General features: G+C 56.7%; 21 protein-coding genes and 1 pseudogene. 16 read left to right on the top strand and 6 right to left on the bottom strand.

The genetic code is table 11. The features are described 5' to 3' along the window. Window positions 1-995: 995 nt before the first annotated feature. The 3 genes from BX591_RS37310 (at window position 996) to BX591_RS06710 (ending at window position 2940) form a co-directional block, all read left to right on the top strand. Window positions 996-1472 (top strand): Mov34/MPN/PAD-1 family protein, encoded by a 477-nt coding sequence (locus BX591_RS37310; RefSeq protein ID WP_420849346.1) that lies wholly within the window; start codon window positions 996-998, stop codon window positions 1470-1472. Window positions 1473-1509: 37 nt separating this feature from the next. Next, window positions 1510-2217 carry a hypothetical protein gene (locus tag BX591_RS06705; protein WP_111929929.1) on the top strand — a complete coding sequence of 236 codons (708 nt, stop codon included), beginning with the start codon at window positions 1510-1512 and terminating at the stop codon, window positions 2215-2217. Between the two features lie 174 nt (window positions 2218-2391). Beyond that, window positions 2392-2940, top strand: coding sequence for a hypothetical protein (locus BX591_RS06710; protein WP_111929871.1), 549 nt, complete (start codon window positions 2392-2394; stop codon window positions 2938-2940). Between the two features lie 56 nt (window positions 2941-2996). Here BX591_RS06710 and BX591_RS06715 read toward each other — a convergent pair whose 3' ends face one another. Together BX591_RS06715 and BX591_RS06720 are read right to left on the bottom strand one after the other, a co-directional pair. Further along, complete coding sequence (locus BX591_RS06715; protein WP_111929872.1) at window positions 2997-4391, bottom strand: hypothetical protein; 1395 nt, start codon at window positions 4389-4391, stop codon at window positions 2997-2999. Window positions 4392-4620: 229 nt separating this feature from the next. Next, a complete protein-coding gene (locus BX591_RS06720; RefSeq protein ID WP_111929873.1) occupies window positions 4621-5265 on the bottom strand; it encodes a hypothetical protein in 645 nt (214 codons plus the stop codon). A gap of 813 nt (window positions 5266-6078) precedes the next feature. Here BX591_RS06720 and BX591_RS06725 point away from each other — a divergent pair. The 11 genes from BX591_RS06725 to BX591_RS36020 all read left to right on the top strand — a co-directional run bounded on the left by BX591_RS06725 (window position 6079) and on the right by BX591_RS36020 (window position 18423). After that, window positions 6079-6336: a hypothetical protein gene (locus BX591_RS06725; protein WP_146749734.1), complete on the top strand. Its 258-nt coding sequence runs from the start codon at window positions 6079-6081 to the stop codon at window positions 6334-6336. 33 nt (window positions 6337-6369) lie between these two features. Continuing rightward, entirely contained in the window at window positions 6370-6675 is a 306-nt protein-coding gene (locus BX591_RS06730) for a helix-turn-helix domain-containing protein (protein ID WP_074262788.1), read from the top strand. Then, complete coding sequence (locus BX591_RS06735; RefSeq protein WP_111929875.1) at window positions 6644-7615, top strand: reverse transcriptase family protein; 972 nt, start codon at window positions 6644-6646, stop codon at window positions 7613-7615. The genes BX591_RS06730 and BX591_RS06735 overlap by 32 nt, the downstream gene beginning before the upstream one ends. A 154-nt stretch (window positions 7616-7769) precedes the next feature. Further along, window positions 7770-9620, top strand: coding sequence for an ATP-dependent nuclease (locus BX591_RS06740; RefSeq protein ID WP_111929876.1), 1851 nt, complete (start codon window positions 7770-7772; stop codon window positions 9618-9620). A gap of 353 nt (window positions 9621-9973) precedes the next feature. Further along, window positions 9974-13825 carry a hypothetical protein gene (locus BX591_RS06745; protein WP_146749735.1) on the top strand — a complete coding sequence of 1284 codons (3852 nt, stop codon included), beginning with the start codon at window positions 9974-9976 and terminating at the stop codon, window positions 13823-13825. An 8-nt stretch (window positions 13826-13833) separates the two neighbouring features. Beyond that, window positions 13834-14553, top strand: coding sequence for a rhomboid family intramembrane serine protease (locus tag BX591_RS06750; protein WP_244146834.1), 720 nt, complete (start codon window positions 13834-13836; stop codon window positions 14551-14553). 380 nt (window positions 14554-14933) lie between these two features. Next, complete coding sequence (locus BX591_RS06755; RefSeq protein WP_111929879.1) at window positions 14934-15260, top strand: H-NS family nucleoid-associated regulatory protein; 327 nt, start codon at window positions 14934-14936, stop codon at window positions 15258-15260. 437 nt (window positions 15261-15697) lie between these two features. Next, on the top strand, window positions 15698-15964 hold the full coding sequence (locus BX591_RS36015; protein ID WP_146749736.1) for a hypothetical protein: 267 nt from the start codon (window positions 15698-15700) through the stop codon (window positions 15962-15964). Window positions 15965-16011: 47 nt separating this feature from the next. Then, window positions 16012-16449 carry a hypothetical protein gene (locus tag BX591_RS06760; RefSeq protein ID WP_208459599.1) on the top strand — a complete coding sequence of 146 codons (438 nt, stop codon included), beginning with the start codon at window positions 16012-16014 and terminating at the stop codon, window positions 16447-16449. After that, window positions 16446-17567, top strand: a complete 1122-nt coding sequence (locus BX591_RS06765; RefSeq protein ID WP_111929880.1) for a hypothetical protein — start codon at window positions 16446-16448, stop codon at window positions 17565-17567. Before BX591_RS06760 ends, BX591_RS06765 begins: the two co-directional genes overlap by 4 nt. 169 nt (window positions 17568-17736) lie before the next feature. Beyond that, a complete protein-coding gene (locus tag BX591_RS36020; RefSeq protein ID WP_146749737.1) occupies window positions 17737-18423 on the top strand; it encodes a hypothetical protein in 687 nt (228 codons plus the stop codon). A gap of 182 nt (window positions 18424-18605) precedes the next feature. Here BX591_RS36020 and BX591_RS06770 read toward each other — a convergent pair whose 3' ends face one another. Then, a complete protein-coding gene (locus BX591_RS06770; RefSeq protein WP_111929881.1) occupies window positions 18606-19196 on the bottom strand; it encodes a hypothetical protein in 591 nt (196 codons plus the stop codon). Between the two features lie 285 nt (window positions 19197-19481). On the opposite strand from BX591_RS06770, the gene BX591_RS06775 reads away from it, so the two are divergent. Both BX591_RS06775 and BX591_RS36855 read left to right on the top strand, forming a co-directional pair. After that, complete coding sequence (locus BX591_RS06775) at window positions 19482-19793, top strand: hypothetical protein (RefSeq protein ID WP_111929882.1); 312 nt, start codon at window positions 19482-19484, stop codon at window positions 19791-19793. 53 nt (window positions 19794-19846) lie between these two features. Continuing rightward, window positions 19847-20094: pseudogene (locus tag BX591_RS36855) on the top strand (hypothetical protein). 70 nt (window positions 20095-20164) lie between these two features. On the opposite strand, the gene BX591_RS06785 reads toward BX591_RS36855, so the two are convergent. From BX591_RS06785 to BX591_RS06800, 3 genes are all read right to left on the bottom strand, one after another. Beyond that, window positions 20165-21070 carry an H-NS family nucleoid-associated regulatory protein gene (locus tag BX591_RS06785; RefSeq protein WP_111929883.1) on the bottom strand — a complete coding sequence of 302 codons (906 nt, stop codon included), beginning with the start codon at window positions 21068-21070 and terminating at the stop codon, window positions 20165-20167. Window positions 21071-22072: 1002 nt separating this feature from the next. Further along, window positions 22073-22411, bottom strand: coding sequence for a hypothetical protein (locus tag BX591_RS06795; protein WP_111929885.1), 339 nt, complete (start codon window positions 22409-22411; stop codon window positions 22073-22075). A 239-nt stretch (window positions 22412-22650) separates the two neighbouring features. Beyond that, on the bottom strand, window positions 22651-22947 hold a 297-nt coding region (locus BX591_RS06800), incomplete at its 5' end, for a DUF6708 domain-containing protein (protein ID WP_420849342.1).

Raw genomic sequence — 22947 nt, forward strand, 5'->3', positions numbered from 1 at the left:
TTGCCGAGCAGGCGGCCGAGTGGGGTTGTCGAGTTGCACTGGACGATTTTGTGAGCAACTTCAACCGTGTGCTTGCAACGTCGAAATACAAGGCTGATGTGCTCTTGTATTTTGCGTTTCCGGTGCGCAGGCCCACGAACATTATCGGCACCCAGAGTCAGTTTGAAATGGTGGCCTACAAGATGCAACTATCACTGCCGACGAAACTGTCGGTGGACGACACGGCAGCGGTTGGCGCCGTTGCCTTCTCGTCCCCCATCTCTTCGAAACTGCTGAGACGGACGTCGGCGCTGCAGGAGCAATCGAAGGAATTGAAACTGACATTTGCAGGGTGCGGGAGCCTCGGGTCGAAGGTTGCCATGCATGTCGCGCGCGCGGGAGGCAGGGCAGCGCTGCTAATAGACGAGAAGCTCGTTGTCGCGCATAACGTAGCCCGCCATGCACTCTTGCCTGATGACGTGAGCAACTTGCAGGGAAAAGCAGAAAGGTTGGCGCAAATCATGGGGAGCTTTGGCTCAAAGCGCCCGAAATTCGTCGCATCTGATGTTCGCGGCCTAGACTTCAATGAGGCCAAATACAGAGACTTCTTTCGCGGCGAGCAATCGGTGGTAGTACACACGACGGGCTCGCCTGCGGTGCGCGACTTCTTCGCAAGAGCGAAGTTTGAAGCCCGTGTTGTTGAAGGTGCACTTGTCCATCATGGCAAAGCAGCATTCATAACCGTGGAAGGACAAGGCAGAAATCCCTCGACTATCGACCTGCTGCATCACTCATACGAGCAGCTTCGCTTGCTGGGGCTTCTGCGCGATGCGGGTGTAACCGCAGCGGCGAATATTCTCGAAATCGGTATCGGGTGCCACTCGGTCACTATCGCGATGTCGGACGCTCGAGTCTCACTCGTCGCAGCTGGAATCGGCCAGAGATTGCATCAATACGATGAGGTCGGTTTGCCCGAGACCGGTATATCGTCCGTCGCCTCTGTCGGCGACGATGGAATGTCTATCGCTTGGTCGCATGATGAAGTTGGTGCGACGCATGTGGCGGAGGTATTTGACGGGAAGACGTGGACGGTTCGCGTGCTCGATAGGGCGCATAAGAAAATTGTTGCGGATGTTGCTGAGCATCCCGCGGTTGAAACTGGCGGCATCATCGTGGGAAACGTCTCCGCGCTCACGAGAGAGATATTCATCACTGACGTCCTTCCCGCTTCGCCTGACAGCACGCGCGCGCCTGAGCGGTTCGTGCTCGGGGTCGAAGGAACTATGGATGCGATTCGTGACTACGAAGCGCTCGGTGGGCACACGCTGTGGTGCTTGGGGACATGGCATAGCCATTTGGCGGTGAGTGGTCCGTCGCAGATTGACAGGGATACAGCGCAATCGCTCGACGGCCAAATACGTCACGCGGCAGTGCTGCTAATTCGTCATCCGGAAGGATATGCTGCGCTGGTCCGCGATGGTTCGCCGGCCTGAATCCGGTTGGCTTCAACACTCGACATACGGGGAAAACATGGACGCATTACAGCAAGTCGCACATGCCGCCTCATCGGGGAAGTCGCTGAAGGCGCGAAATATGGTCTGGCTCGTCGCCGTCGGCATCTTCGATGTCATCGTGCTGTTGGTCATCGCGTTTCATCACCCCGTTGATGACTTCACTGCGGATAAGGGAATGGGATTGCGTACGGGCCTATCGGTCTTTCTTCCCGTTCCGATTGTGTTCCTGTCGTATCTTCTCTCGCACTCGCAAAAGGCGGTCCTGGTTTTCTGGCGGCTTCGTAACCCGATGCCTGCTTCGCGCGCGTTTTCCGTTCATGCACAAACCGATTCACGGATTGACGTCAACTCGCTTAGAAAGAATGTAGGGGAGTTCCCCAGCGATGAGCGTGACCAGAATTCGACGTGGTATAGGCTCTACAAGCAGGTGGAGAACGAGGTTTCGGTGCTCGAGAGTCATCAGAAATACCTGATGTTCCGGGACATCGCTGCAATGTCCCTATTGCTCGTGCCTCTTGTAGCGCTTGGTCTGTTTCTCTTCGGGAACACGGCCTCGGCTGTGGTCTTGTCCGCGGTAGTCTTTGCGCTCCAATATCTGATTGCATCAGTCGCTGCGCGGAACAGTGGGGTGCGCTTCGTTCAGAACGTACTTTGTATCCACGCTACAAAGAGGGTTGCGGCGTCAAAGCGGAGTCCGAACCGTAAGCCAGAAAACAGCAGCTAATCATCGCCGACTGTTCAGCGTGTGCAACTTGCTTTGAATTTGAGAAAGCGCTTAAGCGGGGTTTCTTCCGTTTCTGCGACTTGAGCCACGACGTCTACTCGAGCCTCCGGCGATTTCTTCGCATTTAAGAGGCTCACACCGGGATGCCTATTCTGGACCGATTGAAGAGAGAGTATGACCGATTACACAACAATACTGAGCAACGTTTCGTCGGCTTTGACCGGTGCGGTAGGTGCGCTTGTTGGCGTGTGGGTGACCAGCACGGGCAATGACCGTCGTGCCCAAATACAGTCAAAGGAAGAGCTCGCTAAAGAGCGCCGAGCCCTCACGCGCGAACGTGGAGAAGAGCTTTACCAGCATGCGGACAAATGGCAGAGCAACCTTCGCGCAAATTCTTTTGTTTGGCTTGGTGTCATGGAGGGCCGCTACACTGCAAACGACGCGCTCGACATGGAAATTCGCGACAATTCGAACCTAAAGTACGACTTCGGACGCATCGAGATGCTAGTTGACGTGTACTTTCCTAACTCGAGGAAAACTTTTAACGCGGCCATCCACCAGCGAGACGCCAGAAGCGAATTGCTCGGCAAATTTAAAAGGTCTTATAAGGCAGGAGCCGAAGGCGGCGGTTTTGGACCGAGGTTGGCAGAGTCGATGAACCAGCTAGAGCAGGCCTGCAGGGATTTCAAAGCAGTTGTCGTAGAAGAGATTCGAGACCTCTGACAAACCGCAGTACGCCTCTCCATCGACTTGGCTGTTACGCGCTAGCAGATGGATGGTCAGGCTTGCTGCGACCTCTTTGCTGCTCTCTGCGCGGCGATTTCAGGCGACGCGATAATGTGCACGGCATGTTCGTACCAGCATCGCGTGTGCTCCGAGACGGATTGCCACGGTTTCTCGGCGCACACAGTCGGATTTTCCTTGCGAGCCTCCAACGTGCAGGTCGTGTAGTACGGACACATGTTGCTACGTGTCTCTGCAATCTCGGACGTGGCAAGGAGCCTTCCGCCGCGTCCAGCATGCAGGGCAACAAAGCGAAATGCCGCATGCATTATGCGTCTTCCTTCGTACAGTTCCTGGTTGTCGTCGGTGTCTAGCACAAACTCATAGAGCACGTCACGCTCGACGTCGTCGTCGTAGCCAAGCCGTTTCTGCAGGACGGCACATCCTCCGAAGACAGCGAGTATCTGCGTTAAGGTATTGCAGTCCGAGGCTATCAGGTCGATTAGCGAGAACTCGACGAGGGGCGAATGCCGTCTAAACTCAAAGTTCCATCTGATGGCTGCAAGAGTCCTTTTAACTGCGCGAGCCATCGGCTCGTCGTTAGGGAAGCGAGTTTCGATTTCTTCCAGCCGCTTGTCAATCCACTCTCTGGCGTCATGCAGGAGCCGAGATTGAGTGTTCGCAATAAATTGTAGGGGGTCGTTTCCCTTGGCTTTTTCCTGCTCCGCACTTCTCAAGACATCAAGTAGAGTTGATGGTGGGTCTGAGTCCTGGAGGGATGCGAGTCCGCACGCGACGACACATTCATCTGAAAGGGTCGGCGCAACGTGCAGCGCCAAAATCCTGAGCAGATGGTACGGCGCAAACCCAAGTGGTTCGGGAGTTGCGCCAAACTTGCGCGTCAGCCTTTCTTCCAGCATGTACGCGACTGACTCGAGAACCTCGTGCGCGCCGATTTCGACTTTCGCTTCGATATGGTCGCCTTGGCCATTGTGAATTTCGAGGTTGCAGACTATGACACGTGTTGTCAGCGTCAGTTCGGGGAGTGGGACGTCGCTGAATTCTACGCTCGTTACTTTTACAAGCTCGGCTTTGACCCCCGGGGGCAACGGGTTTGGGCGCTTGGCCCGCTCGGCGCTGGAAAACGCGAACTTTTGACGAAGCCAGAGGTTCTCGTCGTCGGAAAGCGAGACCGAACCCTGACTTAAGCCGTCTGCGCCGATAGAGCTGCGGAAGTGCCCCCAGAGATGCACTAGGTTTGCAAAAGCGGACAAGCCATGAATCGTGGAGACATTGTGGAAAAAGTGAATCCATTCATGGAAGAAGTAAGCGAGTTCGTGGGGCCCCTGTAAGCCACGTGGATTCTCTGGGTCAGCGAAGGCGGGAAGCTCAACCCCTAGTTTAATGAGCTGTAAATCTGGGAGATACGATGCGACTGCCTGATTGGACATTTTATTCCCCGGTATAAGACACGTGTTTTGGATGCCGCTGCGCCGCGTTCTCGGAGCGTTATACCCCGCCTAAGCGAATAAGTCGGGGGTATCACGTGGAGTTTTGCCGGTTCGCTGAGGCGGATTGCTCCGTCAGCCTGGCCGACTTCCCTGCTCGCGGTCGCCACAGCAAAACGGCGCCAAATGCCGCCCCGGCTTAATGCGTAGGAGCGGCGGCAGGCTCTTGCGGTCAGAAGGATGGGTTCGGCTCGCCCAGCCATCGCAGGCTTGCCTTCTCCACCTCAAGACGATAGTCACCGAAGAGGCGCCGGCCGAAGCGCTCCACCGTTAGCGTGGCGCGCACATCAATTTCATGGCCATAATACGCGCGGTCATCATCCTGGTCGACCGTGACCAGACCTTCGATTTCCGTGCTCAGGTCGTCGCCATCGTACTCATCGAGCGTCTCCCACCACGGCAACTCAATATCAATCCGCGGGAACGTACCGTTGGTCATCGCCACTTCGGATTCGACATGTCCGTCGTTGATTATTGCCAACTCGAAGTGATTTTGGACGTCCGTCAGCCAGTCCTCGTGGTCTGAGTAGATGCGCGCAGCCGGAAAGCGCGCCCCCAGCGCAGCGGAGAGCGCTTGCGCAAAGGCGCTGCCATCGTACCCGAGCCCGGTGGCCCGGTCATGAAGCCGCCCTGGGTCGACGACGATGACCGACGCGACCGCCAGCCCGGCATCGTCATTGGCCGCCTGGTAGGAAGCGAGATTGTTGTGTCCGAGCGCAGCGGCGGCAAGCTGCTGGGCATGGCCGGTCGAGAGGGCCATGCCTTGTGCCGCAAACGCGCGACGAACCGCAAAGACAATAGCGGATAGCTGTGTCATATCGTGTGCTCCGAATAGAGCGCGGGGTCTCGAGCGATTCCGACCCCTGCGCGTGCGGAGCTGCACGATTATCGCGGGGTTTGAACATGGAAACATGTCGCCTTTTTTGAGCCGCTCGAAGCTCTGGCGGGTGCCATGTCCAATTCTAACCAGATTTGTCGATGAGTGTTTGGCGTGCCCGGGGACACCGAGTATTCGCGAGCACGTGCGGTCTCGCCAGCAGCCCGATGACCTTGCCTGGTAGCTATGCCAAGCGGCGCCGACGCGCTTGTTACCCAGCTTTTACTTAGCTTCTGGTGGTGGACCCAAACGGGGAGCACAACGACTCGGGACGCAACAATTTGACTGACAGTCAAAAAAGAGCCACCACTGTACGTTTTTGGTGTATTCTTTGTTTTGGAGGGGCGTATCGCCCCTCGGTGCTCTTTAACAGGTCGACTTCATCGCTCCCCAAGTAGTAGCGTGGTAGTGCTGCTTCGTTCGTTGGAACGAGGTACCCGCATAGCGGGCAATTCCCACGTCACCGCCGAAGCGCGCCGTACTGACTGCACTGCATCCCCGAAACCGTGGACGCGATGCACTCGTCGCGGTCCGTGAGTGCGAATGGCGTGGTCATTACGGCTGGCTGGTTAGGTAGGGGTTCGCATGCTGCTAATCGCATGAGCGCCTTTGCTGCGATGTAAGCGTTGCGCGGTTTTGCAATGCACTGAAGGAAGCTGTTTTGTTGGGATGTGGTTTGTGGTGTCTAACTCTCTCCGTTCGGCTATTTGCTTGTGGAAGCTGGGCATGTGCCCGTTTTCGGAGAACACTCCAATGAAGTACGACCAATTGAAAACCTGCATCGATGCGCTCAAGGCGCTTCATCAGGAAAAGCACCAAGAGTTAGGCACCAGTGTCAGTGAAGAGTTGAAGGCTGTCGTCGAAGAAATGGAGGACTGCCTGCAAGAAAGGACGGACGAAGTCGAGGTACCACATCGCGTGAGCCGGCGGGCATTAACCATGCTTGCCCAGGCGCTCAGCATCGTGACTAATCTCGCTACTCTCGCTCACCTGTTCTTCAACTCCCGGTGACACAGCAAACCACCTTTTCCAAAGGACCATGAGATGAACCTAGGCCGCGCCATCGCACTCTGCCGCAAGCAGCGTGGATACAATCAAGCGCAGCTTGCTGAAAAGGCCGAAATTTCGATTTCGTATTTGTCGCTGCTTGAGCAGAACAAGCGGAAGGACCCAACCCTTTCCATCATTCAGCGAATCTCAGAAGCGTTGGCAATCCCTTCGGGTATCCTATTTTTCCTCGCTGCGGACCAGACCGAGCTTTCCGGCTTGCCCGTCGACTTGCAGGAAAAGCTATCTTTCGCAGCTCTCCAACTGCTAAATGAACAGCCGCCCGAACAAGCCCTCATATAACTTCGCGCCGGTTAACGACGTGAAGACGCTGGCGTTGGCGCTTGGCTTAACCGAGCGTCAGTTGAACCGGCTGGCTGCGAATGCCGGGAATATGTACCGCAGGAACGTCGTTGCAAAAAAAGACGGGACTGAGCGGATAACATGGGACGCGCATAGGCAACTTAAGGCAGTCCAAGGCCGGATTAACCAGTTGTTCTTTCATAAGGTCCTGTTTCCGCTGTACCTTCAGGGAAGCATTCGCGACAGGGCGTATCCGAGGGACTACGTACGCAACGCCGAGATTCACGCCGGCGCATGTGTTGCCGTCACCCTGGACATTGCGGACTTCTTTCCTAGTACCCAAGCCGAACTTGTCCGGGACATCTGGACGAATTTTTTCCGGTTCGCGCCTCCAGTTGCGGTGGTGCTCACGCAGTTGACAACCAAGGACGGTTTCCTCCCGCAAGGCGCGAGAACTAGCAGTTACCTTGCCAATCTTGTGTTCTGGCAGCGTGAACACAGTCTGGTTGAGACGCTTGAAAAGCGTGGCTGGCGATACTCCCGTCTCGTCGACGACATAACTATCTCGAAGTCCACCGACACGTCCCAGACGGAACTGACCGACATCAATCGGATAGCAATAGGTTGTTTTCAGGGGTACGGGTACTCGGTAAAGCGCTCGAAGCACAAGGTGCTTCGGCGGAACCATCGCGTAACGGTTAATAGCCTTGTGGTGAATGTTCACCCGGCATTGCCAAAGGATGAACGCCGTCGAATCAGAGCACAGGTGCACCAGGTCAAAGAGGCGTTGACGTCCGGGACTCAGGCGGACGTGCCTTCGGTGGCAAGCACGCGTGGCAAGATTGCGAAGGTGATTCGACTGCACCCCGACCTTGGTTCGCGGCTGTCGGATAGGTTAGGGCAAGCTGTCCCGTTCGATACCGAAGGTTCTCCCGAATAGTTCTATGAACGTGGTGCCGCAATGAGTAGAGCGTGCGGGCGAGTAATGTCGATAGCATATGAAGACGCGCCGGTCGGAGGGGCTGGTTTGGGTATTCGATTGTGCGCAGCAGGCGGATGGGATTTCCAGTCAGAAATAACAAAGCAAGGTTGTTATGGACTTTCTAGCGTTCAGAATCAGAAATTTTCGTTCAATCGTTGACTCCGAGTGGCAACGCTTTTCGGAGGACAGAGTGACCGTGCTCATCGGCCAGAATGAGAGCGGAAAAAGCGCTGTTCTGGATGCGCTGGCGCTTACTGTTGGTAGCGCGCGGTTGAACGAGAACGACTGCCGGGTCGATAGTAAAGAGCCGGAAATTCACCTTCGTGTTCGGGTTGTATATGAAGAACTAGAGTCCGAACTCGCCAGTTGGGGGTTCTTTCAGAAGCAGGCGGTGAGGCGTTATCTTTCGACGCGAGGCGGCGAGGTTTTGCTGGACTATGCGTGGGACCGCTCACGGGCTGAGGGAAGGACGGTCTTTGAAGGACTTGTCGGTATTGCGGACCCAGAGCTCGATAAGATGCTTGAAGATGCGCACAACACCGGTACGGGTCTGGTCAATTTAGGCCAGTCACTAACGACAATCGCTTCAGCTATCGCCAACGCTTCGACAGAAGGGGCGAAACCAGTTAGCCATGAAAGCCCGACATCGAAGATGGGGGCGAATGACCTCGCTCTCGTAATACATAGTTTTGCACCGCGTGCTTTGTCATTTGATGTGGACAGTCAGGCTCTTCCCGACTACGTCGATATCGATGACAAGGGCGAGCTTGTGGGGGCTGGCCGCGATGCCGCCAGGAACTACTTGCGGGCGGCAAAAATATCGTTACCCGAGTTATTGACCGCCGAACGGAGAACGCAAATTGCCCTCACGGAGAAGGGGGACAAAAAGCTGAACGAACGTTTCCGCGAATTCTTCGAGGTTGGTGAAAGCAGCTTGCCCATTCCGCGGCTTCGTTGCAGACTTGAATACCGGCCAGAAATGGACGCGACGGGTACCAATCGATATTTGAGTTTCTGGGTCGCAGACGGTGAAGCCGACTTCTACCCTGCGCAGCGAAGTAGAGGAGTTAAGTGGTTTGTATCCCTCTTTCTTTTTCTGAGTGCGTCCGAGAAAATCCGACGCGGCCGTCTTCTTTTGCTTGATGAACCCGGAGCTTGGTTACACATCCGGGCCCAGCAGAACCTGCTGCGGTTACTCAATGCGGTGAAAGGAGACGTATGGGTGGTGTACACCACGCACAGCCCGCAGCTTATCGAATATGAAAAACTCTATCGCGTCCGTGCTGTGCAGCGGATGACTGGCCGTCCTGGCGGACCGACAACGGTAATAGATGCCGCGCATCTTGGAAGCGCGACCAGCGACACGCTTTCGCCGCTATACGCCGCCATCGGTTCAGACCTGTCGCAGCAACAACATATACAGAAAACGAACAATGTTCTGCTGGAAGAAATCAGTGGCTTTTACTATATGAACGGCTTCTGGCAGTTGACCGATTGCGCGCAGCCGGCTCATTTCCTCGCCGCCACCGGTGCCGACAAGCTGGTACAACTTTCATTCTTGCTGCGAGGGTGGGGTCTTGAGTTTATCTTTGCTGTTGATGACGACAAGAAGGGACGGTCGTTGCGTGAAAAGCTCAAGCAGACGCTCTACAGTGGAGAGGAAGAGCTGACTACCGAGAATGTGATACTGCTCAATGACTGTCCAGGTATCGAAGATGTGTTCAGTCAGACTGATTTTGCGGCACATGTCTTGCACCGCGAGCCTGCTCCTGCAGGAGTGCGCAACTCAGATTACGTAAAGCAGTTGAGAGCCTCGAAGCCCATCCTTGCGAGCCAGTTCCTCCAGTCCGTTAAGAAGAGAAAACTGACGTGGGATGTATTCGACGATGAGTCGAAGGGGCGAATAAAAGAGGCGGTCTGGTCCATCTCATCGGCACTTGAGAACAAGCAGCGCATCGGGTGAACTTCGCAATATCGACAGGCGATTCCCCTCAAGGCTTCACGGGCGTGTTTTTTTGTTCTTTCTTGGAATCACTCCATAGCCATTTTGAATGGTAGTTGTATTGCGCTCCAGAATGCAAACGGAATTCTGGTCGGATTGCGGAGAAGGCGTCTCCTTCTGTAAGGTGGCTCCGAAGGGAGGTGGTTTTAGTCGCCAGTTTGGCTCGGGTTCGATATGCTGTCGTCGGCCGAATCTTTTGGCGCTTACTCGGGCCGTACGCACCGGGATATGCTTGGGTGCCAAGCCCGGGGGGAAAGAGAACGCGGTAACAATATAGTCCAGTGCCATCGCGTCGTCGGGGGCAAGAACTTAGAGTGGAAAATAAAGATATGCCGACGGTCAAGATTGAGAGCTTGCAGCAACTCGCGACCTCGGAGAACGGTCCATACATGATAGGCGAACTCTGTCGTCGTCTAGTGTACAACTGGGTTCCGAATAGGTTGATTGGCATGAGCTTCCACTCGGGAACCGCGAATAACCTGCCTGGGTGGGACGGCTGGGTTCAGCTTGCTGAAACAGACGACCAGCCGCCACATTTTTCGCTTTGGGAATTGAGTACCCAGGACGCCGATAGGGCAAAAATCCTCAGTGACGTGAAGAAATCTTTCAGGCGCACGCTTCCGGTCGGCTGGGAACAGAAACGCACAATCTACGTGGCTGTAACCTTGCGCAAGCTATCCGACAAGGACGCGCTCGAACAAGAAATCGCTGCTCTCTCGATGAATCCTTGGGGATACGTACGGATAATCGATGCTCCTGCGTTGGTTCAATGGATTGAGATGTGTCCTGCCGTGGAGGCTTGGTGCGCCGAAACTTTGAGGATTGGAGACGGACGGTTCGGCATCTCTCTGGAAACTTTCTGGCGGCGCTGGTCAACTGCCACTCGACCGGCAATAAGTACGGGACTCCTAGTTGCAGGTCGACCGCAAGAGGAAATGGACGCATTGTTCGCACCGCAACAGGCTGGGAGCTTGACCTTACTCTCAGACTCCGCTGAGGAAACGGCAGCGTATGTCTATGCGTATCTGCTGAATGCAAAAGACCAGGACGGGACCTCTCGTGCGCTGTCGAACGCACTCGTCATTTCCTCCGTCGAGGCCGCGAATCGTTACGCAGATGAGCCGGCACCCCAAGGAAGGATACCTATAAGCATCCTTCTGCCACCTGCGAACGCTGCCGCCAACGCGCTGGTAAGCGCGGGACACTACGTCATCAATGCGATTGGTCGCGCGTCCCCAAGCGTGCGGCCAAAAACGCTCGCGCGTGCGCTTCGAGGAGCATTCAGCCAGGCGCTCGAAACAACCATGGATTTTACGGCCGAGGAGGCAGAGCAGCAGGCCAGGGCGTCCGGCGGCAGCGTGTCAGTCTGGTCAGTCTGGAATCGATTCGAAGCAAACGCTTTGGCCACCGTGCCGGACTGGTGTGCAAGCAGCGAGGTTCCGCACACAGTTCCCGCAGTGTTCGCCGCTGGCTGGGACGACAATCTAGCCTCGGACAAAGACGCGCTTTCTCTGCTGAGTTTGTGCAGCTATTCTGCGTTTCGTTCTTCCGTTGCGAAACACATCGCGAGTGACCCACCCCTGCTTCAGCGCGTCGGCAACATCTACTCCGTGCTGGCTCCCACCGTTGCGTTCGCACTTATGGCGAAAAGCATCACAAAGGAACAATTGCTCGCGCTGGAAGACGCAATTGCCGACGTATTTTCTCGAATCGACAGCAAACTAGTTGAAACTTGGGAGACTGCGCCGAGCGTACCGTTGTCGAGCGCACCCGAGCATCACTCTGATTGGTTGCGAAGAGGTCTCCTGGAGACTCTGCTGAGAATCTCGGTATTTAGCGATGTACTCGATGCTGCGGATGTCGCTCACGAGTTTGGAGGCTGCCAGGCATTCGTCGACCGAGTTGCGCAAAAGAATTCCTATTTCAGGAGTGAACCGCGTTTTCTCGCGGCTCTATCGGAGAACCTTCCGTTGCTCGCGGAGGCTGCGCCAATCCCTTTTGTTGAGGCCCTGGAGGAACTCCTTCAGGGCTCCGCATCCGCATCCGCGGTCGCGCCGCTGTTCGCAGACCGCGGACTCTTTGGGCCAGTCATGCATGCCGGCGTACTTTGGGCGCTAGAGTGTCTTGCATGGAGCCCTGACTTGCTTCCGCGGGTCGCCGTTATCTTGGCGCGCCTCTCGGAGTTGGATACCGGAGCGAGAGTTGTTAATCGCCCCTCGAACACCCTTCGTTCTATCTTCCTTGCGTGGAATCCTGGTACAAGTGCCTCCCTTGCGCAGCGAATAGAGATTTTGCACATTCTCAACGAACAGGTTCCCGCAACTACGTGGCAACTCGCCCACCATCTTTTGCCTCAGCCGTATGACTCGTCCACGTCCACCTATGAACCGATGTGGAAGGACTTCGGGCGGTCGAACCGGGAGCGTCCGACCGCGACATCTGTGCGAGAGTCGTATCGTGCGTACGTCGAGTTCACACTGCAGCTTAGCAACGGAGACCTTTCTCGACAAAAGACCTTGCTCGAGAGATACCCGGAGCTATCTCCGGAGCATCGCAGCGTCTTGTGCGACCAGTTGCTTGGGTCCGCGAAGATAGCCGACATCTCAGATTCTGTCAGAGAGCAGGTTTGGGATTCGGTGCGGCGGCTCGCAGCAAAGCATCGACGCTTCTCGAAAGCGCAATGGGCCATGAGACCAGCAGACATTGATGCTATTGAGGCTGTGGGAAAACTTTTTCGGCCAACTTCCCGATTGACCGAAATTCAGTGGCTATTCGACGAGAACTTTCCGGATGCCGCAGGACTCACCGACGATTTTGAAAGCGCACAGCATCGATTGGACGAGATGCGCGACGAGGCGATGCGAGAACTCGCCGCAGATGGGATAACCGCTATAGACGAGTTATTCAAAAGGACGAAACGTCCTTATCTTGTCGCGCAGCAGGTTGCGGTGAGCCTTGACGACACGGCGAGCGTCATCGATTTACTCAGTGGATGGGCCGTTCGCATGACTTCGTCAGACAAACTTGGCATTCGAAGTCTATGTGCTGCTCGCTATTTCAAGCACAAGGAGAAGTGGACGCGCGTCATCAAGGCTGCCGCAGAAAAACGGCGGTGGCCGGCGTGCACTTTGGGGCTTTGTCTTGCCGACTATCCAGACGAGGCGCTGACGTTGGAACAGGTGAAGACGCTCAGCGAAGAAGCGGGGGCGTGTTACTGGAAAAACCGCAGTGAGTACCTTCGTACCACCGATAGCGCTGTCGCTATCGCAATCGCCGGTGGGCTAATTGCCCACGGTCGCGCCATTGGGCTTGTTAACCAGAAGCTTGCCATTTTGGGTACGACGGTCGCGATGGCCGCAATGCGGGCTGCATTGAGTGAACTTGTCGCACTTAGCTCGCCTGTTTCGGATTCGATGTTGGGATATAACCTGAAAGAAAACCTCAATTGGTTAAGCAAGGAAGGTGAGACACCAAAGGTTGAGTTGGCAAAGATGGAATTCAGTCTTCTTCCCGTGCTGCTCGATGAGTTACACGATGGTGAACAGTTGTTAATCCATCGGGCGCTCGCGGAGAACCCAGAACTGTTCGTCTCCGTCGTTTGCGAGATTTATCGTCCGGCTCATCAAGCTGAAGATGATATCGAAGACAATCCGCAATCGAGCGAGTTCGAGCGCCAACGTGCAACGGTCGCTTGGAGTGTTCTCAGGGAGTGGCGCACACCACCAGGTGTGAATGGCTCGGGGCGACTTGACTACTCGCTTCTGATGGCGTGGCTGACTGAGGCGCGACGAGGAGCAGACGTCGCGGATAGGGCGGAAGTCGGCGACCATTGCATTGGTGCGGTTCTGTTCCACACTCCGGGTGAGCACGGGTCAGGCGATTGGCCCTCTACTACCCTCAATAGGGCATTGGAGGAACTTGCATCAGACGCTGTAGAGAGTGGTCTGGAAGTGGAAGCGTACAACGCTCGCGGGGTGACCACCCGCGCGATGCTGGAGGGTGGTCACCAAGAGCGCGATTTGGCGGCGCAATGGACCGCGCGAGCGAATGCTCTTCCCAGTAGATGGCAGCGCGCTAAACGTATGTGCGAGCGTATCGCGACTTCCTGGGCGCAGACGGCAAAGCAAATGGATGAGCGTGCGGCGCAACGTCGACTTCGACACTAGCGAAAGCGATGATTGAAGAGATGTGCGCCGGTCGGCGGTCGTGTGTTCAAGTTTCTCCTCCTTCCTATCGATATCGAAAGCCGCCGATACCACATCGTAGAGAATCGGACATGGCGCAACCCTGTATTTCAACCGCCTCATCGCGAGCCGCTGGTTCTTTCGTCGACCAGTTCAAGGCTCGGGTTGCGCTGCTCGCTCTTTTCGTCGGTTCGATGTGGGCGGTGTTCTTGTTGTCGGTTTCGACGCCTTTCCTGCATCTGAACCGTCACGGCGTTGTTCCACACACGCTGGACGGTTTGCAGGGCATCCTGTTCGCGCCGTGGCTGCACGCCGGCCTGCTGCACATCACGGCCAACACAGGCGGATTGCTGGTGCTCGGCTGGCTCACGATGTGGCCGCGCATCGCGAATTTCTGGCAGGCGACGGTTGGCGCCATGCTCGGCGCAGGACTGTGCGCGTGGCTGCTCGGCGCGCCCTACTCGGTGCACATCGGCGCGAGCGGCGTTGTGTTCGGCTATGTCGGTTATCTCGTTGCGCGCGGCTTCTATACGCACAGCCTCCTCTCGATACTCGTCGCCCTGTTCGTGGCCAGCAGCTACGGACTGAGTCTGCTGTTCGGCTTGCTGCCAATTTACCCGGGAGTGTCGTGGCAGAGCCATCTCGGCGGCGCAATTGGCGGCATCATTGCCGCACGGCTCTCGCGGCAAACGCTACGCCATCTGGCCTGACATTTTCACGTTTACGGTCTGTATATCGTTCTGGAAAATCACATCGGGAGTGTCTCGCCGGTCCTTCAGCATCGCCGTTCGGCGCGTCGCTTACAGGTCAGGTTGGTACCGATGGTGACCACACCGTCTGGAAGTTTGGCGTCAGCTACCGTACGTCTTGTCGGAAACTGAAACGGCATGGTCCCGGCGTCCCCTATCTGCGGACTGCGCGAGACGGCCGAGCCAGTCGGGTTTTGCGACTCTGGCTGCAACACTGTTTTCAGGAATCGCACATCGACGACAGCCTTTCTCAAACGGATACTTCGCATGTCCAAATCATCTGGTGGCGGGCGAGACGACACGAGACCGCTACGAGGCTGGAACTTCGAAGGGAAACCGACATGAATGAGCAAAAACGCCAAAGTATGATTGCATACCTGCGCCGCAAGATGGCTAAGGTTGGCATCAAGGTGGCCGACGTCGCGGCGGCAATCGCCGAAGAAAGGGCGCGCCAAAAGTCGGCACGTTACCGCAGTGCTTTCGGCGACACTTGGGATAGCAACGGCGATATGCCTCAGTGGCTGAGACAAGCCGCGAGCGCTGGGCAGTCACTGGCGCACTTTGCTGTTGAGAAGTCGTCAACGTCGACTAGCCGTACACGTACGGCAATTGAGTGGAGTAGGGACCCGTTCGCTGGCACGCGACTGGCGACAGTTAGACCGTCGTAAGCGACGTGTAATAACTGTCTCATGCTCGTTGCCCGACTATGTACCGGGTCCTCGACCGCTTGCGGGGCCTGGTTCGCTCACCAAGCCAATTGATGATTGCCGCTTCGTCAAGCTAGATGACCGTGCAGCCCGGTAGGTGTGCGTTTATCGTGCGGGCAAGAGCATCGATGAGCAATGGTGGTTCGAATTGGGGAGCTTATAGTTCACGGCTGTCGCGCGTCGGCGGCCTGTGAGTGGCCAGTTCGCCCCCGTCCGGATGACACCTCAATGCACTGGCCAAGCCTGCGCAGGCTCTCCTCGGCAGGCGAGCGGTCTGCGAAGCCGCACGCAATCCATTCAACCGGTGGCTGCTCGCACAGACGAACCGAGACGACCCCGTTGGTGACATCGCGCGTGATGCCGGGAGTGATTAAAACTCTTCCATCGCGGAGAACTCGTTGGCCGCGCTGCGCAACTATCCAGGCAATGCGACGCTCTCGGCGAGGCCGGCCTGTGACGAAATCGCGCTGAGCTGCGCGGCGTGCGTGGTCGGATTGGTCGCCGAACTAGCTTTTGCCGCAGAATTTCAGCCGCCTGCGCTGGATTTTCTTTACCCCGGCGGCATGCCGCGCTACATTCTCCTGACAAGAAAATCGAGAGAAACGGGGCCGCCGTGGAAGATAAACTGCAACTGGTATTCGAGAGCCTTAGCGGCCGACACCTAATCGACCACCCACAGCTAGACACGTGCTCGAATGCCGCGAGGGTTCGTTTGGACGTGCACCACACCTCGCCGACCGAATTCCAACTCGAATCCCGCGGTGAAGCGCAGGTCGTCGAACTTGATTGGACGCCAGCTGACAATCTCCTGAAGCGTTCGTATCTCAACGCTGACGACGCAAAGCGCGACGGCGCCTACGCAATCGCGCTTGCTGCTGTCGAGCAGTTGGAGAACATGGTCGGCGTAGCCCGGTGTGAGACGAGAACCGGCGCGGATTACTATGTCATGCCAGCTGGAAGCGACCCTGAGACTTATCTCGAAGATGCGTATCGGCTCGAAGTATCTGGCTCCGACAGCGGAGAGACGGATGTTCGCTACAGGCTGAAACAGAAACGTCAGCAGGCCCTAGACGGCAAGAGCAGCCTTCCTGCTTTTGCCGCCGTTGTAGGCTTTCGCGTCAAACTCATCCTACTCGAACCAGCGGCATGACCTGGCTAATCTTTCACCGACAGAGTGAGATGCTTGCGCAGAACGCGCACGAATCACTGCGCGCGGGCGACAAAGATGGGGCCAGACGGCTGTTCTCGCAGGCGGCAGAACTCGAGCGGCAGGCCCTCGACTCACTAGCCCCTGACAAAAGCAAAACCCGTGGCATCACCGCCGTCAGCGCAGCAGCGCTCTTATACAAGGCTGACCAGTTCGAACAAGCGTGTCAGCTTGCGTACAGCCAGTTGGGAGATGCCGCTCTGGCCGAATTCGCGCGCTTCCAGCTCGAAGAACTCGTTCAGACCGTCTACAACGAGCGAGAGAAGAAAAAATACGACGTCACTTTCCTGCCGGGAATGGTCAATGTGTCGGTCAGGGGCGGTGAGGTGCTGCGTGGCGCCGCCCCCCTTGACCTCATCGTTGACCGCGTAAAGACGATTCAGGCAATGTTCTACCGCGTTATCGAATGGACGACGTCGCGGCCGCATCGCAAAGGGCCACCCACGAAGGATGTTAGTCAGCTTTTCCAACCTTGGCTGTTGCAGGATGTGCCCGGCAGTTTCCAGTTCTCGGTCGCCATCAAGGCGAGCACGCAGTTGGAACTGTTCGAGAAGCAGAATCCGGGTGCGTCCGACGTGGCGCGACAGTTTCTCCACATCGTTCAGACCATCTCGGTTGACGAGACCGGTGATGCGACCAAAGCGCTCGTTCCGGACGACAGCTATCGCACTACGTTCCGCAAGCTCGTGCGAAACCTAGCTCCCACTGGCAAAGAGTTTGATAGTCTCGAATTCCGGTCGACCGGTGTCGACGACGTGCCAAGCATCAATGCGGTCGCACGCATAAAGATAGCCAAGGTCATTCGCGCTGAGCAACCGGTGCCGGCGGTAGGTGAGCAGGCGGTGGAACTTACCGGCAATCTCCGCGCTGTAGACCTCAACGACGATTGGCTGAAAATACACGTGCCCGACAAAGGTGAAGAAAAGGTCTCTGGTGTGTCGCAGCAGGTGGACGACGTCATCGGGCCAATGGTTAACAGACAGGTTCTCGTTCGCGCAGTGCGAACCAAGTCGGGTGGCCTGCGTTTCGTTGACATCGAGCTCGTCGACGAGCGCAAGTAGGCGCAATAATGTACGCGGGCCCGTCAGACAGCACTGCCCGTTGCAAAGTAACTTCCATTGATGTCGCAATTTTTTGCGATTTCGCCGCGGATATGGACGCAGCGTGACTAGCCCCTAGCGGCACTGGCACTGCCTACAGGGCAACGTGACGGTCAATCGGAGGTGATAAATGCATGAGCATAAATTGCCGGGCGCCGAAGAATTTCGCGAACAACTGCTGGGCTTCAACAAAAAGGTATCGCGTCTGGAAGACAGTCGATTCTTCAGCGGGCCGGCCGTCGGATTCAGTTTGAATCGAGTGCCGACAAAAATCCTATCTGCGAAAGAGATAGTGGACAAAGACGGAGAGCCTATCTGGGAATTAGAGTTGAAGACCGAAGTCGCCGATTTCGACCTGCATCATCTCGACCGGGAGAATATTGAGGCGTTCACGCTTACGTATCGAATGCTGACCCAGAATAACGATAGGTACAGCATCGCGCGGCTAGCCGAGAACTATCAGTTTGCGCATAGCTTCTTCCGAGATGCATTCACGCAAGTCAGAGAACTAAAATGCTTCGTTCCTGAGTGCTGGCTCCTCGCTCCAGCCAAAGGGAGTGGCCATTACATACCGGGAGATTTTAGATACGGTCATCTACGGCGAACTCGCGCACAGCAACAAGCAGAAAGCGGCAACGTTCGAACGTTGGACACGCTGGCCCGCTCACGAAAAGGTGCTTTGGTTCGTTTTCGACCACGCGTTGAGATGCTCGATGGAAACCTTGTAGCACTTTCGCGACATCAACGCCGCGACACTGATGGTGCACTTCGGGGAGCCATTGCGCGACGAGACTGCTTTTCGAAGACTCCAAGATAAAGGCATTCTGCGTAAGGATGCGTCTTGGTCGCAGATTCAAGGCCAGTGATTTACTGGGCAGACGCTTATGTGTCCCAGCGGAAAATCGTCGTATCGTCAAAACATCGGACCGCGCTTTATGAAGGTACGAAAGCTCAGACAAGCGCCCGACAAGAAATAGCCAACGCATCACCACCACTTGGTCATGGCGCCTCGTACCCTGTTGGACGGCGGAAGGCATTGGTGTTGCAGACAAGCCTCGGCTCAGCATCCGCTTTCGACAGCGCGTGCAGTTCGAGAAAGTAGTGATTCGAAAATTTGTCGTCTGCCGTCCAGACATCCGACTGCTGTCCAGCGCCCTTGTGCACGCCGGCCCATGCGAACAAAGTCGTGCTTGATATTCTGTACGTTCTGGAGGGAACAGGGGGGCCGAGGTAGCGCTCAAGAGAAATCTCGATGGTTTGGTCTGCTGCAATCGCACCGATACTTCGCATATCCTTTTCGGTCGCGGCTTTGCCTCGTGGCGCGTACTTTAATTCCACAACGCAGATGACTTCGTTCGCGTTGCAAATCACTATGTCGGGACGCACAACGCGCTCCTCACCCTTCAATTCGACACGTGGTTCAATAAAAATCTGGCGATTTGGCTCACCCCGCATCTGATGCCTCAACTCTGCGAAAAGGTGGCCCTGCAGGCTTCGTTCAGAGTTTATGTGGCCAACACAATATTCCGTCTTGACCACATTCAGCCAAGCGTCCGCGAGACAGTGTCCGATTTTTGACCGTTTGACCATGGTGATGTATCGAGTAATCGGTACTGTATATCGGCATCGTCGTGAAGAAACTTAACCGATGTTCACGTTACATGACTGTTCAAGTTCAGTTGTGTAATAGCGTTACCCTGTTCACTTGCCACACTGTATAGCTGCGGGTCCTGAAGGCGTACCGCCAGCGTGCGCCTTCAGGAGTAACCCCATGTTACGAATCTCTCACCGTCGTTTCACATGTGTCCGACATCGCTCCGTACACTCCGAGCCGTAGTCACTGACGTTGCACTCAATGTGAGAGGAGTAGCGAAGATGAACAAGAAAATTCTCGCCGCAGCGCTCGGTCTGGGAGTACTGGCAGCATCAACGGCAGCATCAGCACACGTCGACGTCGCCATTGGATTGGGCATCCCCGGGGCCGTGTATGCGCCTGCAGAACCGGTGTACGCACCGCCACCTCCTGTCGTGTATGCTCCCGCACCTGTCGCCGTCGCGTACGGAGGTGGTGACGACTGGCGAGCCCGTGAATGGCGCGAACGTCGCGAGTGGCGTGAGCGTGAATGGCGCCGCCAGGAATGGCGTGAGCACGAGTGGCGCGAGCATCGTGATTGGCGCGGGTATTGAAACGACGCCTGAAGGCGCCACATCCGAGAAATCCGACCTCGGAGTACTTTCGAATGAAAACTAGCCCGATACGAATCGCCTTGATTGCAACGACGCTGGTATTCGCGACAGCAGGCACGGCAAACGCCGCAGGCTGCCTCAAGGGCGCAGCGGTAGGCGGGGGCGCTGGGCATTAATGGGGCACCACGCAGTCATCGGTGCGGTCGGAGGTTGCATGGTCGGTAGGCACCTTGCAAAACAGCACGCTCAAGAACAGGCTCAACAGCAAGCCGCCCAGCGTCAAGCAGCACAGGCGCAATAAAGCGTCGTCGGCGTGGTGTACCCGGTGGAACCAGAGAATTGCCGGTCCACCGGGTAGCTGACAACTACGTTCAGGTCGTTAACTCAGCGCCGGACTCGACTGTGGCCAACGGAGCGGGCACGGCCACGCTCTTGCGCGGCGCTTGGTTCGCCGGCGCCTTCTTGGCAGCAGTTTTCTTCGCAGTCGGGGCCTTCTTCGCGACAGCCTTCGTGACCGCCGGTTTTGCATCGGCCGCTGCACCGGCGCCATCAATCAAAAACTTCGTGCGGTCTTTCGCACCGGCTAGCCACGCCGGAGCCGGACCGCGTCCGCTCCAGGTCGCGCCTGACTTCGGGTCGTGATACTTAGCCGGCTGCTGACCTTTCGGCTGCCCCTTGGTAGAAGCCGCACCAACTGCCTTCGAGGCCTTCTTCACCGCAGTTTTCGCCTTGCTCACGGCACCCGCGGGCGTCGCGACAGTCGCTTTAGCGCCGCCTGCAATCAGGAATTTGCTTCGGTCTCTGGCTTCGGCAATCCACGCCGGCGCGCGCCCACGTCCACTCCACGTCGCACCCGACTTTGTGTCTTGGTACATCGCCGGCTGCGGTCCGCGGACATAGTTGCCAGCAGCCTTCGCTTTGCTCGCAGGAGCTGCCTTCGCTGTTGCCGTACTTTCGCCAACCAAGAACTTGTCGCGGCTATTCGCCGAAGCAATCCAACCGGGCGCACGGCCGTGTCCTGACCAAGTCGCACCGGTCTTCGGGTCGCGATACTTGACCGCAGCAACACTGCCTTTGCTCATGGTCTTAACAATTGCCTTCGTGGCGCGCTGCTTGCTGCCACCGTGCGCGTCAATGTCAGCGGTGGTCAGGCCGTGCTTCGCCATCAACTCGCGAATCTTTTCGATGACGCCCGACGATTGCTTTGCAATCAACGCATCCGCTTGGGCCTGCAATTTTTTAATCTTCGCCTGCATTGCTTCCAAAGTCGTTGCCATCAAGTGGCCTCCTCATAAATGTGGTCGAATATGCCACGGTCGCGCTAGAAAAGGCTAGTGCATGGACTAAAGCGGCGTATCACCAAAAATCACAACACTGCATCGCCGCGCTCAATGCCCTTCAATGTGGTCCGCTCAAGGCTTGTCCTTGCCGCGAACATTACTTGGTGGCTCTCCGGTGTTTCCACCGTTCCTCCTTCGGCGTTGGAAGAGAACACCGAATCCAACCGCGACAACCAAGGCCGTCAACAGGACGGCGCTCATGCCGGTCGCACTACGGGATTCACTTGCGCGGGAAGGAGCAGACGCGACCGTAGGCGAAGAGGCTTGCGTCTCCACGGGTTTCGGAAGGGCCACGCCGGCCGCACTCCCTTGACGCACCAGAGATGCTTCCGATGTCGGCAAGGCTTGGGACGCGGGGAGTACGATTGCTTCCGAGGCCGGTCCGACAGGGGCCATGGCATTGGCCGAGGCTATAACCGGAGCCACTGCAGCGCGGGAATTGGTTTCGACAGACTTGGCCATCGCCTTCCACTGCGCGAATACGGTGTCGATGCAGTGGACGTCATTGCACGCGTTGCGCGATTGCCTCCAATGAGCGAGTTGCTCAGGTGAGAGCTTTCCACTGCTTAACAGAGCCTGCTGCTGCGCGAAGACATCGTCGTACTCGTTGTTCAGTATGGCGTGGTCGCATATGACACGTTCAGCCGGTTGTCGCGTGGTCGCACATTGAATATCGCGCGCCCATGCTCCGGTTGAACCCAAAGCTGTCAGTGACAGCAACAATGCAAAGTAATACTTCAGACGCACTAGTCCTCCTATGAAACCGATTGGCATAGCAGCGGCAAGAAATCGCCGCCGGGGAGCGACCAATGGGCCACAGTTCTTGGACCGTGCGCCCCCGACCAAGTTGCCGCGATGACGATTCCACGTGCCCGAACGACGTCGTGTCATCGACGACTCGCCAACGCGGCCGTTCAGCCTGCAAGCGATGCCCCGCGGCTAATCTGCGGAAAAGACCACTGCCGCCATGTCGCCGACTTGCGCGAAGCTGCGGACAAAGCGATAGGCCTGACCACCGACATGCATCTGATTCGCGCCCGAAGAGGTCGATTCAAGCATTTCGTTAGCAAGCGAAGTTGCAATCGTGCCAATCTGCTTCAGGTCTTCACGCAGACCCGCGGGGTCGCCCAAATAAACGATACAGACACTGTCGGTGGGGCGCACCATCACGATGCTCGTCGCGCTATCGAGTGCCCGCTCTAAATATTCAGCGAGTGTTCGCAGCGATTCCGGTATCTGCTCGGGATGGCCATCCGCTGAACCATTGTCATTCGTCATCTTGACCTCCTTCGCCCGATGGGCCGTATGAGCGACCTAATAGTCTTCCGCTTGACATCATGACACGGCGGACGTGTCAGAGCCCCGGAACCACAATCGGGCCAGTGTCGTGTTGAGACCAATCTGAATTCGGACGTCCGGCAAGGCAGCGCTCGGGCGGCCGGCAGAGGTGCCGAACGTGCAGTTCACCCAGGCGAGATAGCGGCAGCGCGCTCAGACAGCAAAGAGCGCACGCAACCTCACGTTTGAGCCATTGCGGTCGACGCTGAGTTGCCGCAGGCGGCCTCTACCTCGGTCGGCCATACCGGCTCCAGGCTCGTCAGTTGCGCAATGTAGTGCAGTATTGACAGCAGGAATATCGGCCCCGAAAGCAGGATGGTGAGAACGCGCATGGCACCGCCGGCGCTGCCGACAGCTCCTATGCCGTAGAACCAGACGCTCATTGAGGCGCGCAGAGAGGGGCCTCGCGGAAGATACCGTTCGACCTTCGGTAGCGCGTCCGGGCCCTGCTCCATGTACCGCCGGATGAACTCGAA

Source organism: Paraburkholderia bryophila (genome assembly GCF_003269035.1).
Classification (GTDB): Bacteria; Pseudomonadota; Gammaproteobacteria; order Burkholderiales; family Burkholderiaceae; genus Paraburkholderia; species Paraburkholderia bryophila.

Coding starts and splice junctions, on each gene's coding strand:
- BX591_RS06740 (WP_111929876.1), top strand. CDS start 7,770: ATGGACTTTCTAGCGTTCAGAATCAGAAATTTTCGTTCAATCGTTGAC.
- BX591_RS06755 (WP_111929879.1), top strand. CDS start 14,934: ATGAATGAGCAAAAACGCCAAAGTATGATTGCATACCTGCGCCGCAAG.
- BX591_RS06725 (WP_146749734.1), top strand. CDS start 6,079: ATGAAGTACGACCAATTGAAAACCTGCATCGATGCGCTCAAGGCGCTT.
- BX591_RS37310 (WP_420849346.1), top strand. CDS start 996: ATGTCTATCGCTTGGTCGCATGATGAAGTTGGTGCGACGCATGTGGCG.
- BX591_RS06770 (WP_111929881.1), bottom strand. CDS start 19,196: ATGGTCAAACGGTCAAAAATCGGACACTGTCTCGCGGACGCTTGGCTG.
- BX591_RS06735 (WP_111929875.1), top strand. CDS start 6,644: ATGAACAGCCGCCCGAACAAGCCCTCATATAACTTCGCGCCGGTTAAC.
- BX591_RS06710 (WP_111929871.1), top strand. CDS start 2,392: ATGACCGATTACACAACAATACTGAGCAACGTTTCGTCGGCTTTGACC.
- BX591_RS36020 (WP_146749737.1), top strand. CDS start 17,737: ATGCATGAGCATAAATTGCCGGGCGCCGAAGAATTTCGCGAACAACTG.
- BX591_RS06795 (WP_111929885.1), bottom strand. CDS start 22,411: ATGACGAATGACAATGGTTCAGCGGATGGCCATCCCGAGCAGATACCG.
- BX591_RS06720 (WP_111929873.1), bottom strand. CDS start 5,265: ATGACACAGCTATCCGCTATTGTCTTTGCGGTTCGTCGCGCGTTTGCG.
- BX591_RS06785 (WP_111929883.1), bottom strand. CDS start 21,070: ATGGCAACGACTTTGGAAGCAATGCAGGCGAAGATTAAAAAATTGCAG.
- BX591_RS06715 (WP_111929872.1), bottom strand. CDS start 4,391: ATGTCCAATCAGGCAGTCGCATCGTATCTCCCAGATTTACAGCTCATT.
- BX591_RS06705 (WP_111929929.1), top strand. CDS start 1,510: ATGGACGCATTACAGCAAGTCGCACATGCCGCCTCATCGGGGAAGTCG.
- BX591_RS06775 (WP_111929882.1), top strand. CDS start 19,482: ATGAACAAGAAAATTCTCGCCGCAGCGCTCGGTCTGGGAGTACTGGCA.
- BX591_RS06730 (WP_074262788.1), top strand. CDS start 6,370: ATGAACCTAGGCCGCGCCATCGCACTCTGCCGCAAGCAGCGTGGATAC.
- BX591_RS06765 (WP_111929880.1), top strand. CDS start 16,446: ATGACCTGGCTAATCTTTCACCGACAGAGTGAGATGCTTGCGCAGAAC.
- BX591_RS06750 (WP_244146834.1), top strand. CDS start 13,834: ATGATTGAAGAGATGTGCGCCGGTCGGCGGTCGTGTGTTCAAGTTTCT.